The organism is Deltaproteobacteria bacterium, assembly GCA_030690165.1.
Taxonomy (GTDB): domain Bacteria; phylum Desulfobacterota; class GWC2-55-46; order UBA9637; family UBA9637; genus JACRNJ01.
In genome coordinates, this window is record JAUYHF010000055.1 from 117,394 (window position 1) to 133,499 (window position 16,106).

A 16,106-nucleotide genomic window follows, 5' to 3' on the forward strand; every position below is an offset into this window, starting at 1 on the left:
TGTCAGTAAAACACGCACAAATATGGGAGGTAATTTATCTAACAGTGTCAAATAAAATCCTTATTTACTGATTAAATTTCAATCCATTTGAGGTTCATCCTTCTTAAACAGCTGACGGTGAGATAGGCGATAAGACAATTCATAAAAACAAAAAATACCAGCAGGTAGTGGAAAAAATAAATTGGTTTTCCTAACAAAAAGAAGACTTCAATAAAATCTATCACGGCTGCTGACAAACGAAATACAATAGATAACTGCACTGCCACAATGTTTTTTCCCGGATTTTTAAATCCAAGGAATTGAATATAGGCTGCGAATAGCCAGTATACCCCAACACCTCTTATAAACAGAGGCTCATTCTGGGGGGTAAAAAGAATAAACTGTTGAAAATGTTTTGCAAAAAAGATTGCATACACTCCGATCCCAATATCCCAGAAGAAAAGAACCGCCAGAAGCAGGCGCAGACGTTTTCTCGCAACTTCCTTTTGCTCCACTTTCACCTCCATATTCAAAATGCTACAGATAATCGTACCGATAAAATATCCGTTTAATCGGCTTTAAAATCTTTCTCAGGATTACGATGGGCAGCGCCTTTTTCTTAAAAGAAAAGTACTTGTCCATAGCAGTGATCCCGGAGAACCACCAGTCGCTGAACGCAGTTGCCTCTTCAATGATATCCAGGGATTTGATGAAGACCTCACTCACATTCTGCCATGGCTCATATACAGACGTATCTCCTATCCACTGAATCTCAGGTTTTCCAAATGCCTCTACAGCAAGGGGGAGAAACCTTCCAATCTTTGGGTCGTCAGGATCAATGCCCATCTTTTTGGCGCCAACCCAGTCCACAGCAATAAGGTTTTCACCGCCGAGCATTGTCTTTGTATGATTTGGTTTTGGATCAACTATAACCCCGAAGTGTCCATCGGCGCTATAAATGCCATCAATCAGACCGAAATGCACAGGAAAGCGCTTTAATGTCTCTATGGTCGGCCAGTCGTACTCCCTCTTTGAGTGGTACTCTTTTAATTTATTCTGCATAGGGAGAGTGCCATAGATATTCTTTAGGGTAAGTGTATAGTGGCAGAATACATGGGTCTTGTTTTTGGCAAAGGAGATTCTAAAATCCGCATCCCTCCATGTAGGCCCCACGAAGTGCCTGCCCAATCTCCCGCTGTAATCATACGGGACCATCTCCTCTGTCAGGTCAACTATGCGGTAATTCTTATTTGTAGAATATCCTATATACTGCGCTACCTTTACCACCTCTCTGTTTTTGTAGTAATTTCCAAATGTGCTCTGCGCTTCAACAATACTTATATTGGAAAATCCCCTGCCCGCAATCCTGTCAATAAAGGCCTCCACAAGTTCAGGGTCTGTATATGTGGAGATGTCCTTTTTAGAGTGCATAAACATAAAGTTAGGTTTGATCACCACGGAAAAATCTTTCCTGGGCTTGCCTGTTTCCTGAAAACGTTTCTCCAAAATCTCAAAAAATCGTGTCGTCTCCAGAACCTTATCCAGCAGTCCAAATTTATCATCGCCTTTAAAAACGGCTACAGTCGCAGGACCTGTGCCTTTGGGCGCCGCTGCCACCTTTTTGAGATAGAATGTCTGGACCTCAAAAAATGCCTTGTTCGCCCTGATATAAAAGAAAAGTGTTATCCAGAAGATAGAGCCGTCAACTATAAATATAACCAGATAGGCAAAGTACCTATCCGAAAAGATGAAGAAGCATAGCGCGGAGACAGCGGATGCAGATTTGGAAATAAGTAGCGGTATGACATAATCCTTATTTTTTCGGACATTGTGCTGGGCAATGTAACAGAGGGTAGTAATAGTCATCATCATGGAAAATGTCATGGAAAGCCAGAACTTCTCAACAGATATTGGAATCTCTTTCAGATTCGGCATTAAGAACCGCGAAAAAATATTTATTGCCTTGAGCATCCAATCAGGCGCAATAACAAAGGCAAAACCTACTGAAAGATAGGTTGCAGCGCTTATCGCCATAAATATCTTTAAGTGTTTTTCTTCCCTGGTCATCTCAATCATTGTCTTCCTCCTTTTATCTAAAAGGTATCCTTATCCATGGGTTCATTTGCCAGAAAGGCCGATAGTGAATATTGGGCCAGTATCTCCAACGGCCAGCATCCAAAGAGGAGAAAAAATGGGGGATAAAGAGGGTTGTGGGTAAATGTCCACACACTGCTGGCCACAGACCCTAAATATTCACTGGGATTGCCAACAATCCAGGCTGTAATAATAATACCTGCGAAAACAGGAAAATCCATCCTGTTGGATGTATAAATGCCTCCTATCAAGAGCAGAACATAGAATGACCAGAACAAGACCCCTGCCCCTCTCCAGTAATCCCCCAGGGTCAAAGGAATTTGTAAAGATATGAGTGTCAGAATGATTGGGTTCAACCATCCGGGTAAAGGGAGTTTTAGCCTTCTTATCTGCCTTATCACTACCTTGATTGATAATGTATATGCTATCAGACCCCCCAGCACCCACGCCCACACGCCAAAATTGTAAAAACCGTTAATGCCATGATATGTCCACATCCCTGACCTTACCCCGATAGTCTCCTTGATGTATTCAATTATAAATATACTCAATATGAGGGAGAGCAGGCGATGGGTTGAAATGTTCCAGGCAAGCCATATTGTTATTGAAAAACCAGCGGCGATGGAGAGATAGAAGGGCATAGATATTAACGGTATATACCCTTCGTGGAATGCTGTAAAGAGGGTAACAAGTATAAATAAGGCAGCCAAAAGAAGATTTCGCTGCCTTTCTTTGTTTATATCACCTTGCATGACTATCTCGCGGTGTAATTTGGTTAATTACAGTATCCGCATCCTATAATTTTAAATTAGGCATGTCAAGGCATGTAACATGTTTTACACCTGTCCAAAAGGACAGGCAGCAAAATTTTTACTGCGGGAGCAGGTTTGCAACCTGCTCCCTAAATTTCGTATGTGCTGCATACGAATTATTTGGGTTCAAGTTACAAACTTGAACCCGCCAAAATTTTGCCTTAATCTGTGTAATCTATATTTTTTATCTGTGTAATCAGAGATTGTTGAGTTTTTCAACAAACTCTTTAAGAATGAACTTTCCCGAAAGGAAGGGATTAAATCTTTTTGATGATCTGATTAGCCGTTTCTTCCTGAAATCTCTTTTGAATCGTTAGAATCTCATCCACCCCTTTAAAAAAGGCATCAGAGACTTGAGGGTCAAAATGACTCCCCTCGCCTTTTTTAATCTCACTGAGCGCCTCCTCATTTGAAAACGCGGGTTTATAGGGTCTTTTTGTGGTTAGGGCATCAAACACATCGCACACACCAATAATCTTTCCGGACAAAGGTATCTCATCGCTGTGAAGTCCGTGCGGATAACCGGTGCCGTCATACCTTTCATGGTGTGTGAGGGCTATCTCCTGGGCCTTCTGGAGAAGCCTTGATTCTGAAGTGGAAAGTATTAAGCCGCCAATGATGGAATGTGTCTTAATCTTTTCAAACTCCTCTGTTGTAAGTTTATCAGGCTTAAGCAGGATGGAGTCAGGCACGCCTATCTTTCCTATATCATGCATTGGCGCTGCCGCAAATATATCTTCCACCTCATCGCTTTTCATGCCTACATTCCTTGCGACAACTGCTGAATAATGACCGAGTCTCATTATGTGATTGCCTGTTTGATCATCCCGGTATTCTGCTGCCCTGGAAAGCCTGTATACTGTCTCAAGTTCAGCGGTTTTTAATCTGTCATGGGTCTTATACGCATACGCCTCCATAGCAATGCTCATATCCAGAAAAAAGACCTTTGTGAATGCGTTAATAGCATGCCGCGCCTTTTCCGGTTTATCAGGATACTTAAGAAAGATGCGGTCTATTGCAAACTGAAAAAAATGGGTGTATGCCCCTATATACCACCCGGGTCCGACCCCAATCCTTTCATGGGTATAAGCTATATTTAAACGGTCATTAAAGTAGTCCTTGCCATAATTCCCTTTTAACAGCTCTGTAAAGTATCCCTTCACCGACGGCTTCAATCTCTTTATGACATCCGTATCCATTATAAATACCGATGTCTCCTTTTGCTTTAATATATGCTCGCAAAAACCTTCAATAAATTCGTCTATATGCTGGGCAAAATCATCCTTCATGGCCATAATGGCTCTACTGTCCTTTTTTGTGACAGAGAGATATTGCAGCCATCTTTCCCTGTCATATCTATCCAGCGGTTTTTCTTTATGTATCCAGTCCCTGAGCGCCTTCATCCTTTAAACCCCTCCATTACCTTTAAGACCTTGCTGATGTATCTATCGTCTGCTGCGCCTGTTCCCCAGAAATATCGCTCTATACCCTTATGGTATCCCCATCTGCGGATATTGTCAGCAAGGATAAAGGTACCCAATTGGATATTGGTATCTGTGGAAAAGAGGTCACCCTTAACCCCGAGTTCCTCTGCCATATGCGGCATGACCTGCATCAGGCCGACTGCGCCCTTTGGGCTTACTGCATCTATCCTGCCATTGCTCTCCACAATAATAATTGCCATTACCAGTTCGGTGTCTATTCCCTGAAGGCCTGAATACTTTTCTACCATGCTGCATATAGTATAAATCTCTGAAATACCAAGTTTGGGATTGACCTTTGATAGCCTCTCACTCATGACAAGTATCTTCTCATCCGAGATAAAACGCGCTTGGATTTCAGATTGCAGATATTTGATTCGCAGGGGCAATTCATGAATTGCCCCTACCCGGGACAGCGACATTTTTGTCTCTGCCAATTCATCAGTTGCGGCCGCCATTATTAAGAGAAAAAATGTGATAGATAGTATCGGTCTCATATCATCTCCGCCGGTATCTCCTCTATTCCATTGTCCGCCTGCCCCCGAATGCTTCTATCGGGGAACGAAGGTCTGGATATGGATGTAATCTCTACCATCCGCTCATTATCTGTATGGAGGTCTTTTGCTGAAACCTTAAGGATGCCATCGCTGTCAATGGTAAATTGCACCTCTAATCTGGGCGTCCCCGCCGGCATAGACGTGATATCAGTCAGCCTGAAATTTCCCAGACTCATGTTGTATCTTGCCATGCCCTTTTCGCCCTGCAGGATATGGATATCAACAGAGGTCTGGTCATCTTCTGCTGTTGTAAATATCTTGTTCCTGGATACCGGTATTTGGGTATTCCTGTCAATGAGCTTCGCAAATACCCCGCCCTGCGACTCAATGCCCAATGACAGCGGAGTAACATCCACCAGCACAACATCCCTCATCTCACCTGTTAATATCCCTGCCTGTATTGCTGCGCCAAGGGCAACTGCCTCGTCTGGATTAATATCCTTATATGGCTCTCTGCCGGTCAGTTTCCTTGCCAATTCCTGCACCGCAGGCATCCTCGTTGCGCCGCCCACAAGGATAACCCTGTCTATCTCCTCATAGCAGAGCGCTGCATCAGCCAGCGCCTGCATAGTTGGTTCAACCAATCTCTTAACAAGGTCTGAGGTCATTTCCTCAAATCCTTTTCTTGTTAATGTAATTTCAAAAAGACCATTATTTTCCATGATGCCGGGAATATTGATAGTGGTGGATAAGGCGCAAGACAGGGCAATCTTTGTTTCTTCTACTGTCTCTCTAAATCTTCTGAATTCTGTCTTCTGAGTAAGGAATCCATTGGACAAACGTTCTGCAATCCGCTGGTCCCAGTCATCACCGCCGAGGTGTGTATCCCCATTCACAGCCCTGACCTCAAATATACCCTGACCTATCTCAAGTATAGACACATCAAAGGTGCCTCCGCCTAAATCCCAGACCATAACCGTATGCGTATCTTCCTTACCTAATCCATAGGCTAATGCCGCCGCAGTCGGCTCATTGATTATCCTCTTTACCTCCAGCCCTGCGATGATACCGGCATCCCTTGTTGCCTGACGCTGTTCATTATTAAAATAGGCAGGGACAGTTATTACAGCCTTGTCTATATGTTCACCAAGGTATGCGCTGGCATTGGCCTTTATCTTTTGAAGTATCATGGCTGAAATCTCCTGCGGCGCATAATCTCTGCCGTTTAGATTAAATCTGCGGCCGGTACCCATATGCCTTTTGACAGAGGCGATGGTTGTCTCTGCTGCATCCTGATTTTTTGCATCTCTGCCAACCAGTATCGCGCCATTAACAGATGCCACAACCGATGGGAACAGCCTTTTCCCGAGAGCGTCAGGTATAATAATTGGCTGGCCTCCATCCATAAATGCCGCAACTGTATTGGTTGTTCCAAGGTCTATACCTATTATTTTTGACATATCGCCTCGCCCCTGATCTCCTTATCCCACTCTTCCATAATCCCATATTTAAGCATTGTCTCCATTCCAGCTATGGCAGCGCCAAGATTGATGCCGAGCATTGGAATGCCTGCAAGGGAAATAATAATATCCGCGCGGATGACTATTCCTTTGTCTAAAACCCTGTCTAAAAGGTCTGTGAGCGTTACATTTCTTTCCATTGTGGGTTCCGTATCCTATCCAATCCAACAAAACTGTAAGGCGGCCAGGGCCCTGTGAAACGTACAGAGAGCCCATTGATACTGCTGATCTTCTTTAGTTCTTCGCCTACATAGCTGCGGCTATCTTTTGGGACAAGGCATGACAGGTTCATAAGCATCTGCGTCTTCCCTTGTTTTCTTTTTATCTTTTCCACAAAGATGTCCTCAACATGCGCCTTTATTTGATTATATAATTTCTTAAAGCAGACTTCTGTCTCTGCCTCTATTTCATCTCTTAACCTCTTTTCAAATTTCTGTTTATACATATATGTGGCGCCGTCCCCGATGGATACATCCGGGGATTGTATTTCCCTCTGCAATCCCTTAAGTCCCGTGTCTCTCTCTACAACCCTTCCAGCAATCATGTCTATATCCCAGAATACCTGAATCCCATATTCTGCCTTGCCCCTGAACCGGCGAATTTTTTTACACATGGATTCATATTCCTGTTTAAGCCATGCCTTTACATCCGCTGTGTTACCCTTAATAATAGTATTGAAGGTTATGGGAAGCGCTGTTCCAAACCTCTTCCATGCCTCATCAACCACCTGCTGATGTGTGATTATCCAGTTTATCATGGCATCTTCATCCTCTGAGTTATATGCCTTTGCCTCGCAGTTATGGACAACTGCTAAAAGGCTGCAAAAGGGGATGGTGTATACCTCTGCTTTTTCTATGCCGATATTTCCCAGTGATATATCTTCCCTGCCATCGGTTATACAATAAATGTATCTGCCATCCATAGTGAACCTCCCGATAAATACAATTACGAATTAGGAATTACGAATTATGAATTCCTATAGCGGGTTCAAGTTTATAACTTGAACCCCAATAGTTCGTATCAAGGTAATCACGAAATTTATGGAGCAGGTTACAAACCTGCTCCCGCAAGTAATTCCTAATTTTTAATTCCTAATTGTGTTATTAACCATCCCATTTGCAAGATTATCCAGACTATCCCTAACTTTTTTCACGGACTCAGAAACTCCATAGTCCTCTTTTATCTCTTCAATAACCCTGTCAAGTTCCATTAACGTCCTGCCCAGCCTTTCTATCTCTTCGCCGGTTAAACTCACTCCATCCATTCGTCTGACTGCCTGCGTCTTAAGGATATCCCGTACAATCTCCACCACTGCAATAACCAGACCCAAGACCCCCTGTTTCAAATTATCTTTATCTATGTCTATATTCATGTCTTTAAGCCTGCCCTCGGATGCTTCTATCGGGGGGCCTGTGTTAATCCACCCGACTTGGCGCTCAACCATCCGCACCATGGACAACCACTGTTCAGAAGTTCTTCCACAGGTTGTCTCTTTTTGCATCCGGGGCAGTTTTCTTTTGACACCATTGCCTCATTCCATGCCGCTGTTTCAAGATTTGTGCCTAAGGGAAATGTCATGCCGTATTTTGCGGCAGTCTCAAATGAGGCAATGGCTGCCCGTATCCTTATGTTAAGGAGTTCAGCGCCTGCAACGGATATGGCAATGTCCGCATTGATGACAATCCCTTTATCCAGAACCCTGTCTATAACATCCGACAGGGTAGCGCTGTCATTCATTGTTTTAATTCCTGCCTCTATAGTCATTTATTCACCTTCTCCTTGCGCCTTTATGGTTCCACAGTCTCCATCCGTTTACGCATACGTTGACGGTTAAATTCCAGCAGATTACCGTTGTCATCCAGAGTTGCCTCGTATGTTGCCAGAATATCCATACCGTCAGGGATGGAATGTTTTTCTATCATCTCAACAAATACGTGCCATCCCTTTTCATCCTTAACTGTCTTTAGTGTAGTAACGAGATCCAGGCCTGTAACTTTATGAAGTTCATTCCTCGCCTTTAGAATCACATCTGTTATGTTCATTGTCATTGTGGTCTCCCTCCTTTTTTTAACTCCTGACCCCCGATAGAAATATTCGGGGGCAGGCTTCTCACTTTTGCTTTGCTATCTCCTCCATCCTCTCCATCAGTTCTGTCTCCCTCTCCTGATATTCTTCCTCTGTTATCTCTTCCAGTTCTAATTTCATTTGCAGGTCAAGCAGCGACTCCCGAATCTTTGACTCATCAAACTTCTCTGCCTCTGCTGCCTCTTTAATCTTTTCCGCCAGCCATACCACACCGTGGACAGGGGAAAAAAGTATGTCGTCTAATAGAAATGCCATCACACCACCTTTTTAATCACAATAACATCTCCGCTCATAGAGGGCCTGGCGCTGCCCTGAACGCAGTCCATCAGGGTTTCGTATGCCTGTTTTATCCCTTCAAACTTTTTTTGCGCCTCATGGTCTTCCGGATTTTTATCAGGGTGGAAAGCCTTTAGCATTACCCTGTAGGCAGCCCTTATCTCATCTTCTGCAGGCAGTTCGGCAAGCTCACTGTTTGACCATCTGTTTATCCTCATAACATCCATTGCCTTCGCTATCTCATGAATATTTATCCTCTTGATTTCCATTGTGGAAAAACTATAAGGTGGAAGCGGACCTATAATCCTGAAATTTACATCTCCTCCATATCTCTCATTCATGCTGTCAATTTCTTCATATAGTTTATGTATATTGTTCCTTTCTATCAGAAACGCCATATTCATTATCATCCTATCGTCCATGAGGTCATGCGTCCGGATGCCCGGGACATATCCTTTTAAATCTCCTAATATCTCATCTCGTATCCTGCCCGTTTCTTCATCGAGCGCCCTTTTGACCATCCTGCCAAGTTCTATGGCATATTCCTTCGATGGTCTTAATGCCGCCTCCTCCTTAAAGCTCTTTATATCCTTCTTTTTTCCAATCTCCTTTATTACCTCATCCAGATTATTCCATAACACCAGAACCTCAACCTGTGTCTTTCCATCCATTGCAAGAATGGCATTCTTGAATCCGGAATAGCCTGTATCTAATATCTCCATAATCTCTTCCTCATCCCTTGCAATGGTTCCAAATTTTACAGGAATGACTGTAGAGGCTTTCATAAAGCCCTCAATAACCGATTGATGCTCGGTCAAATAACGGATAATGAGATCTCTGTCAGATGTGGCGCTGTATGCCGCAAAGGGGACATCCTTTACCACTGCGGAAATATCCTGATAAGGGATGGAATAGACATCGCCGTTTGATTTTGGACCGGTTGATTTTGCAACTGTCTTCCCATTAGTATTTGCAATACAATAAATGTGTTTAGCCATAAATTTATTTCCTCTTTCTTATAGACTCCACTGCCCTTTCCATGTTTGCCATAGAGATAGTTAATTCCTCTATATCCCTGCCTTTAATACTCAGAAACTGCCTTATTGCGAGAAGTGTTGCCTCCCTGCATATAGCCTCTATGTCAGAACCGGCCACGCCATTGGTCAACATTGTCAAGGCATTAATATCCACATCTTCAGCAAGGGGTTTTCCCTTTGTATGGATCTTGAATATCTCAAGCCTTGCCTTTTCGTCGGGCATGGGCAGTTCACATATCACATCAAATCTGCCTGTTCTGAGAAGGGCCGGGTCAATGATGTCCATCCTGTTTGTGGCAGCCAGCACCACCACGCCCTTTAATTCCTCTATGCCGTCCATTTCTGTAAGGAACTGGCTGATGACCCGCTCAGTAACATGGGAATCACCGCCTCCCCTTGTGGGAACAAGCGAATCTATCTCATCAAAAAACATAATACACGGCACTGCCTGTTTTGCCTTATGAAAGACCTCCCTCACCCCCCTCTCACTCTCGCCGACCCACTTTGATAATATCTCCGGGCCCTTGATGGATATAAAATTGCCCTCGCTCTCGGTGGCAAGCGCCTTTGCCATCATGGTCTTTCCTGTGCCTGGGGCGCCGTGTAAAAGTATGCCCTTCGGGGGTCTTGTCCGCGCATATCTAAAGAGTTCAGGGTGTTTTAACGGCAGTTCAACTGCATCTATCAGGGTCTGTTTTATATCATACATACCGCCTATATCCGACCACCGGACATCAGGGACCTCTACAAAGACCTCCCTCAAACATGACGGTTCAACATCCTTCAGGGCCTCAATAAAATCGTCCATCGTTACCTCTAATTTAATCAGGGTTTCATAAGGCACCTCATCAAGATGAAAGTCTATCGACGGGAATATCTTTCTTAAGGTAGCCATTGCCGCCTCCCTGCAGAGCGCCTCAAGGTCAGCTCCGACAAACCCGTGTGTAATCTGGGATATCCTCTGCAGGTCAACATCCTGCGCCAACGGCATTCCCCTTGTATGTATTGTGATGATCTCCAGCCTGCCGTTTTTATCAGGTATGCTTATCTCTATCTCCCTGTCAAACCTCCCCGGTCTTCTAAGCGCAGGGTCAACCATATTTGGAAGGTTTGTGGCGCCGATAACGATTACCTGTCCCCTGGATTCCAGTCCATCCATCAATGCAAGGAGCTGGGCGACAACCCTTCTCTCCACCTGTTTTTCCGCGCCCATCTCTTCCCGTTTTGGCGCAATCGCGTCTATCTCATCAAGGAATATTATTGCAGGGGCGTTAGACGATGCTGTCTCAAATATCTTTCTTAAGTGCGCCTCGCTCTCGCCGTAAAACTTGTGCATAATCTCAGGCCCGCTCAGATGGGTAAAATATGCGTCTGTTTCATTTGCAACAGCCCTCGCAATAAGGGTCTTTCCGCAGCCCGGCGGCCCGTGTAAAAAAACCCCCTTTGGCGCATCTATGCCAAGCCTTTCAAATACCTGAGGGTGTCTTAAAGGCAGTTCTATCATCTCCCGTATCCTGCGTATCTCTTTTTTTAGTCCGCCAATATCCTCATATGATATCCGCGCCCTTTCCGGGGACTTCTTCTCTTCCTTTCTTGTTTTTATTTCAATAATAGTCTTTGGATGGATGACCACCACATCCCTTGGTATAACAGCCCCAACCAAAAAATCATGGCTTCTGGTTCCAAAAAGGGTTGCCCTTATCCTGTCGCCTTCCACAAGAGGCAGCCCATCTAACAGACTGCTTAAATATCTCATATCCCCTATTGCCCCTCTCAAAAAGGTAACGGGAGATAAAATAACCCTCTGTGCTGGTTTATACGGCATCTTCTCAATTGCAGTCTTTTCATCTAATCCTATCTGCGCATTCTGTCTTATGAGGCCATCGGCCTGAATAATACCCTTGCCCCTGTCCTCAATATATGTGGGCATGACCTTGGCAACAGTCTTGCGCTTGCCTGTGATCTGCACAATATCTCCCACCTCAACACCAAGGGTTGTCATATCTGAAGGGTCTATTCTGGCAATGCCTCTGCCTACATCCTTTGTCCTTGCCTCTGAAACACGCAAGTTTAATATGCCTGACGATTCCGACATTTCATGCCCTCTTTTCCATTTTTATTTCCATTACCCCATTTTTATAAGCAGAGGTAAGCGTGGATGTATTTACGCGGGACGGAAGTGTAATATTCTTTCTATATTTTCTTTCCTTGCCATCTGCCTTGAGGGTAAGCAGATCATCATTCACATCAACATGAATATCACCCTTTTCCACTCCAGGCATCTCAGCAATAACTAATATATGATCTTTTTCATCAAACACATCTACCATGGGCTCTCTCACCTCCTCTACTACAGGCCCCTCCGGGCTCTCCTTGATATTTCCAAACGGCTCTACTATCGGCTTTCCCCCCAATGTCCTGATGGAAAATCCATAAACACCTTTTACCTCTTTGCCCCCTTTGCCAAAACCCTTTAGTTCGCCTTCTTTTCTGATTGCTTCTCCCTTTTCAGCAACCTTGCCAGCCATATCTATCAGGTCGCCCAGCCCTTTGAATATCCCGCCGAGGGAAATCTTTCCCACACCAAAGTCAATTACCCCTTCCTCCTCTTTTTTTGCTTCTGCTTTTTTCTTTTCAGCCGACATATCACACCTCCCTTACTCGCTTTGCGATATTGCAAAATGCAAATTGCAAATTGCAAATTGCAAATTTAAAATCTTCAATCTTCAATCTTCAATTTGCATTTTCTTTCATTTCCACTCCACCACTATATTTACAAAGTTAAACGGCGGCGCCGGACCCACATATTTTATCTTCAGCCTTTCGTTGTGGGCTGCGTCAAACCCTTCTACCTTTTCGTCAAATTCCTTTATCCGCGTCATACCAACTAAAAATGCCGCATTTAAAACCATATTATCTCCATAGACCTGATTGGTGCGGGTATCTATAGAAATAGTCTTTAAGGAGTTCATCATCTTATCTGCCTCTGCCTCTTTTTTTCTCTTTAATCTTGCCTGCACCATCTTACCCAGGTTAATTCTGTCGCCATAAGTCTTGCCAGACGGCATTGCCGCTGTCTTATCCCTCAACCGTTTAATCTCCTCATCTTCCTGTAATATCTCCTGAAAGACTGCGTCTATATCCTTCCACACAGCCTTAATCCCCAGTTCTATCTTATTGTCCATATCCCTTAATAGTTTCTTAAACTCTTCATATCTTTTTCTCAAAAGCCCCCGGATATCTTCTATACTATCGGCAATGGTAGAAAACCTCACAGGAAGCACAGTATGTTCCTTCATAACCCTTTCAATGACACGTTGGTGCGCCAGCAGATTCCCTCTGTTTAAGACATATTTTGTCTCAGGAGATTTACTGATAACAGCAGAGATGTCCTCATAACCTGCGGTAGTAACCGCATCGCCTCTCCCGCCGATCCCGATATCCCCGAAGTTTATAGCCTCTCCCGTCCCTATTATGCAGTAAAGGTAGCTACCTTCCCCTGTTCTCTCTGCCTTTTCCAAAAATCTGCCTCCCTTTCCAGCGCTGACACTCCGGGGTTTATCCTCCCCCTCTCCAGCGCCCTTGCCCTTTCCCTTGCCATAAGGGTTCTGGCAAGACGCCATAGAGATGCTGAATTAAGCCTTGTGTTTTTGCCTTTGTTCACCACTGTCTCTAATTCATAAGATTTCCAATCCATATCTTCTCTCCTTTAATAATCCATGACCATCGCCTTTAAAGGGGACTTTGCCCCCGCATTCCGGCGCAATTTATTCTTCTTCTCATGTTTGAATTGTGCAGGCGCAGATTGTTCCATCTTTTCTATCTCCCTTTTGAGGTCTTTAATCTCCGCCTCTATATTCATTTTTCTTTTATCAATAGTCTGCATCTCATGTTCCAGCCTTGTCTTTTCCATGGCCATGCCAAAAAGCCCGAGATAGTCTTTGCCCTTGCGCCCAAGCATGGAGCGGATTTTTGCCCTCTGACCGGTCTTTATATCAGAGAGACCCAGTGTTTTTCTGGACATAGTTTAAGCCTCCTATGAAAATCAGAAACTCAGCTTAACGGAGACTCAGCGGCTTCCTCTCCGTCATAAATCCTTTGTTTAACCCTGAAACCTGACCCGTTCCTGCAGTGCTTATCTATGAGTTTTTCTATCAATTCCCCAACCTTTTTCGTGCTGGTCTTTGATCCAACCCTGCTGGTCTCAGAGCAAAGGACATCTGTGCATATATCCCTGAATATCCTGCTTTCCGCATCCACAGAGCCCTTTCTTACCTTGAGCGTCTTTGCTATCATGATGCACCCCCTCACAGTGGGCGCAAACTCGCATTTGCCTGAATCCCTTAAAGCCCTTACGATATCCACTATCTTCCCGGCATCCTCTTTTTCCAGTCCTGATTTTGCAACGGTTATTGCGCCCTCGGTCTCCCTGTCAGGATGGTCAATGTCCATGGTAACCATCCTATCCCTCAGCGCATCCTGGCTCCTGTAAACACCAGCATACTCTTCCGGGTTGCTCGTAAATATCGCCGTGAAGTTTGGGTCAACCTTGAGATACCCTTCCCCTTCCCTTGAAGCAGGCATATCCATCATCTTTTCCTGAAGGACCGAAAGCAGGACATTATTAGCCTCGGGCCTTGACCTTGTAAACTCATCATAGATGAGGGTGAAACCGTATTTACAGGCAACTGTGAGGCGGTTGTCCACCCATGTATTCTGCATGTTCTCATCTGTTTTCAATACCGAGTGGATGAAGTTGTCCACCACCATCCTCTTCCTGTAGCCGTGCTGCCCGCCAACCAGATCGGAAGTGGAATGCTCCTCGTCGCCGTGTATGATGATAACAGGTCTTCCTACCTTTGAAGCGAGATGCATGGCAAGGGTTGTCTTGCCTGTGCCTGATGCGCCTCTGAAATGGACGGGAAAGCCCGCGGCAATATAGGCAAGCGCCCGTTCCGTAACATCGCGGACATAACCTGTCTCCACAAAGTTTGGAAGCCTTCGTGGCTCAAGCATCGTTGTAAATTCTCCAATTGACATGATAAATACCTCCCTTAACCTTTCTTGCCCTTACCATGAGCCTGCCGAACCTTCACAGTCCTCCCTGTCTTCTTCCCCCGCTTTGACTGCATTGTGGCTGCGAGGCCGTGCCATGCGCCTGCCGCGTCTTCCTGCTCCTTTTTGAAGCCATCTATAATACCTTTGAAGTCGTCGAGCATACCTGAGACCTCTTTTTTAATGTTAGAAACAGATGTCTTCCTCTCATCATCCATACGATGAAATTCGGAAAGCATATCCAATGTCTGCTGCCTGATGGAGGCAAGTTCTCCAACCCTCGCATCATACGAAGCTGTTATATTCTGTGCCAGTGATCTCATACCTTCTGCATTTGACATAATTAGTTTCCTCCTTTGTGTTTGATTAGACATGATGGGGACAGATTTCGAATCCGTCCCCAATGTCCCGCTCTCTTACCCCTTAAAGCGCCTAAGCTGCGGCTGCTTCAGTTGCCGTGAGACCAACTGCCTCAGCATACTTGAGGAAGGTCTCAACAGATGCGACAACCACTCTGGCCTCTATTGCCAGAATCTCGATGCCCACAAGGGATACCCTTGCCCATGCGTCGATGACTACGCCTTTGTCCAGGATCCGGTCAATTACCTCTACCAGGCTGGATGATGCCATAGTTTTTTCTACTGCCATGATAATCACCTCCTTTCATCGTGTATTTGCTGAACTATAGGAAGAGCAAATTCCATGCCATGTATGAAGAGGATTGGATGATTGGCTGTAAAGCGTGGGAAATAGCCGATTTGCAGGGATTGGTCTTTTCTAAAGATATATGCAGCCGTGAAAGATTATGGCGTTTACGCCATAACTATGGAATGTATTCCATAGAATATATTCTATAAAGATGCCGTTTAAGAATTAAACCCAAATAATGCGTGAATGGTAGCCGCAACCTTTTAGGTTGCGTTTTATTTGTAGCCTGCCGATTTATCGGCGATTGTAACTCAAACCTTCAGGTTTGAGTTTTCAAGGCTAAAGCCTTGAGTTACAAAATGCGCTCAATAAATTGAGCAACTACATTAAAATAATATATTGATTTTTAACAAGGTAGCCGCACCCTTTATGTGTGCGTTTTGGCGTAATATGGACTTTTTCAGCAACCTGTTAGGATTTAGGATCCCCAGTTCAATAAGGAAGTGCAACACTTAGGAAAGGAAGGTATCCTAAGTGAATGCACAAACAAACATATAAACATCTCTCCAGCGAAGAGAGAGACCATATAGCCGTTCTTCGCGCTCAAGGCTTCAAAGCAAGT

The 16,106-nt window shown here is 44.5% G+C and carries 20 protein-coding genes and 1 pseudogene; all 21 read right to left on the reverse strand.

The features are described from left to right. Positions 1-71 precede the first annotated feature (71 nt). The 21 genes and pseudogenes from Q8P28_09600 to gvpA all read right to left on the reverse strand — a co-directional run bounded on the left by Q8P28_09600 (position 72) and on the right by gvpA (position 15,484). Positions 72-494 (reverse strand): hypothetical protein, encoded by a 423-nt coding sequence (locus tag Q8P28_09600; protein MDP2683036.1) that lies wholly within the window; start codon positions 492-494, stop codon positions 72-74. A 22-nt stretch (positions 495-516) separates the two neighbouring features. Further along, a complete protein-coding gene (locus Q8P28_09605; protein MDP2683037.1) occupies positions 517-2,055 on the reverse strand; it encodes a DUF362 domain-containing protein in 1,539 nt (512 codons plus the stop codon). Positions 2,056-2,072: 17 nt separating this feature from the next. After that, positions 2,073-2,825 carry a hypothetical protein gene (locus Q8P28_09610; GenBank protein MDP2683038.1) on the reverse strand — a complete coding sequence of 251 codons (753 nt, stop codon included), beginning with the start codon at positions 2,823-2,825 and terminating at the stop codon, positions 2,073-2,075. A gap of 317 nt (positions 2,826-3,142) precedes the next feature. After that, positions 3,143-4,288 (reverse strand): protoglobin domain-containing protein, encoded by a 1,146-nt coding sequence (locus Q8P28_09615; GenBank protein ID MDP2683039.1) that lies wholly within the window; start codon positions 4,286-4,288, stop codon positions 3,143-3,145. Further along, complete coding sequence (locus tag Q8P28_09620; protein MDP2683040.1) at positions 4,285-4,863, reverse strand: lytic transglycosylase domain-containing protein; 579 nt, start codon at positions 4,861-4,863, stop codon at positions 4,285-4,287. Before Q8P28_09620 ends, Q8P28_09615 begins: the two co-directional genes overlap by 4 nt. Further along, a complete protein-coding gene (locus Q8P28_09625) occupies positions 4,860-6,323 on the reverse strand; it encodes an Hsp70 family protein (GenBank protein MDP2683041.1) in 1,464 nt (487 codons plus the stop codon). Before Q8P28_09625 ends, Q8P28_09620 begins: the two co-directional genes overlap by 4 nt. After that, positions 6,311-6,523, reverse strand: a complete 213-nt coding sequence (locus tag Q8P28_09630; GenBank protein MDP2683042.1) for a gas vesicle protein — start codon at positions 6,521-6,523, stop codon at positions 6,311-6,313. The genes Q8P28_09625 and Q8P28_09630 overlap by 13 nt, the downstream gene beginning before the upstream one ends. Continuing rightward, a complete protein-coding gene (locus Q8P28_09635) occupies positions 6,508-7,305 on the reverse strand; it encodes a GvpL/GvpF family gas vesicle protein (GenBank protein MDP2683043.1) in 798 nt (265 codons plus the stop codon). The genes Q8P28_09630 and Q8P28_09635 overlap by 16 nt, the downstream gene beginning before the upstream one ends. 162 nt (positions 7,306-7,467) lie before the next feature. Further along, positions 7,468-7,827 (reverse strand): gas vesicle protein K, encoded by a 360-nt coding sequence (locus Q8P28_09640; protein ID MDP2683044.1) that lies wholly within the window; start codon positions 7,825-7,827, stop codon positions 7,468-7,470. Beyond that, positions 7,782-8,147 carry a gas vesicle protein gene (locus Q8P28_09645; GenBank protein ID MDP2683045.1) on the reverse strand — a complete coding sequence of 122 codons (366 nt, stop codon included), beginning with the start codon at positions 8,145-8,147 and terminating at the stop codon, positions 7,782-7,784. Before Q8P28_09645 ends, Q8P28_09640 begins: the two co-directional genes overlap by 46 nt. 23 nt (positions 8,148-8,170) lie before the next feature. Further along, positions 8,171-8,437 (reverse strand): annotated as a pseudogene (gvpO, locus tag Q8P28_09650) (gas vesicle protein GvpO). A gap of 55 nt (positions 8,438-8,492) precedes the next feature. Then, positions 8,493-8,723 carry a gas vesicle protein GvpG gene (locus tag Q8P28_09655; protein MDP2683046.1) on the reverse strand — a complete coding sequence of 77 codons (231 nt, stop codon included), beginning with the start codon at positions 8,721-8,723 and terminating at the stop codon, positions 8,493-8,495. Further along, positions 8,723-9,742 carry a GvpL/GvpF family gas vesicle protein gene (locus Q8P28_09660; protein MDP2683047.1) on the reverse strand — a complete coding sequence of 340 codons (1,020 nt, stop codon included), beginning with the start codon at positions 9,740-9,742 and terminating at the stop codon, positions 8,723-8,725. Before Q8P28_09660 ends, Q8P28_09655 begins: the two co-directional genes overlap by 1 nt. A 4-nt stretch (positions 9,743-9,746) precedes the next feature. Next, positions 9,747-11,876 carry a CDC48 family AAA ATPase gene (locus Q8P28_09665; GenBank protein ID MDP2683048.1) on the reverse strand — a complete coding sequence of 710 codons (2,130 nt, stop codon included), beginning with the start codon at positions 11,874-11,876 and terminating at the stop codon, positions 9,747-9,749. A 1-nt stretch (position 11,877) separates the two neighbouring features. Continuing rightward, positions 11,878-12,426 carry an archaeal heat shock protein Hsp20 gene (hsp20, locus tag Q8P28_09670; protein ID MDP2683049.1) on the reverse strand — a complete coding sequence of 183 codons (549 nt, stop codon included), beginning with the start codon at positions 12,424-12,426 and terminating at the stop codon, positions 11,878-11,880. Between the two features lie 105 nt (positions 12,427-12,531). Next, on the reverse strand, positions 12,532-13,302 hold the full coding sequence (locus tag Q8P28_09675; protein MDP2683050.1) for a GvpL/GvpF family gas vesicle protein: 771 nt from the start codon (positions 13,300-13,302) through the stop codon (positions 12,532-12,534). After that, on the reverse strand, positions 13,254-13,478 hold the full coding sequence (locus tag Q8P28_09680; protein ID MDP2683051.1) for a hypothetical protein: 225 nt from the start codon (positions 13,476-13,478) through the stop codon (positions 13,254-13,256). Before Q8P28_09680 ends, Q8P28_09675 begins: the two co-directional genes overlap by 49 nt. 12 nt (positions 13,479-13,490) lie before the next feature. Further along, complete coding sequence (locus Q8P28_09685; GenBank protein MDP2683052.1) at positions 13,491-13,805, reverse strand: hypothetical protein; 315 nt, start codon at positions 13,803-13,805, stop codon at positions 13,491-13,493. Between the two features lie 29 nt (positions 13,806-13,834). After that, a complete protein-coding gene (gvpN, locus tag Q8P28_09690) occupies positions 13,835-14,821 on the reverse strand; it encodes a gas vesicle protein GvpN (protein MDP2683053.1) in 987 nt (328 codons plus the stop codon). A gap of 14 nt (positions 14,822-14,835) precedes the next feature. Further along, complete coding sequence (locus Q8P28_09695; GenBank protein MDP2683054.1) at positions 14,836-15,177, reverse strand: hypothetical protein; 342 nt, start codon at positions 15,175-15,177, stop codon at positions 14,836-14,838. A gap of 91 nt (positions 15,178-15,268) precedes the next feature. Beyond that, on the reverse strand, positions 15,269-15,484 hold the full coding sequence (gene gvpA / locus Q8P28_09700; GenBank protein MDP2683055.1) for a gas vesicle structural protein GvpA: 216 nt from the start codon (positions 15,482-15,484) through the stop codon (positions 15,269-15,271). Positions 15,485-16,106: the final 622 nt, after the last annotated feature.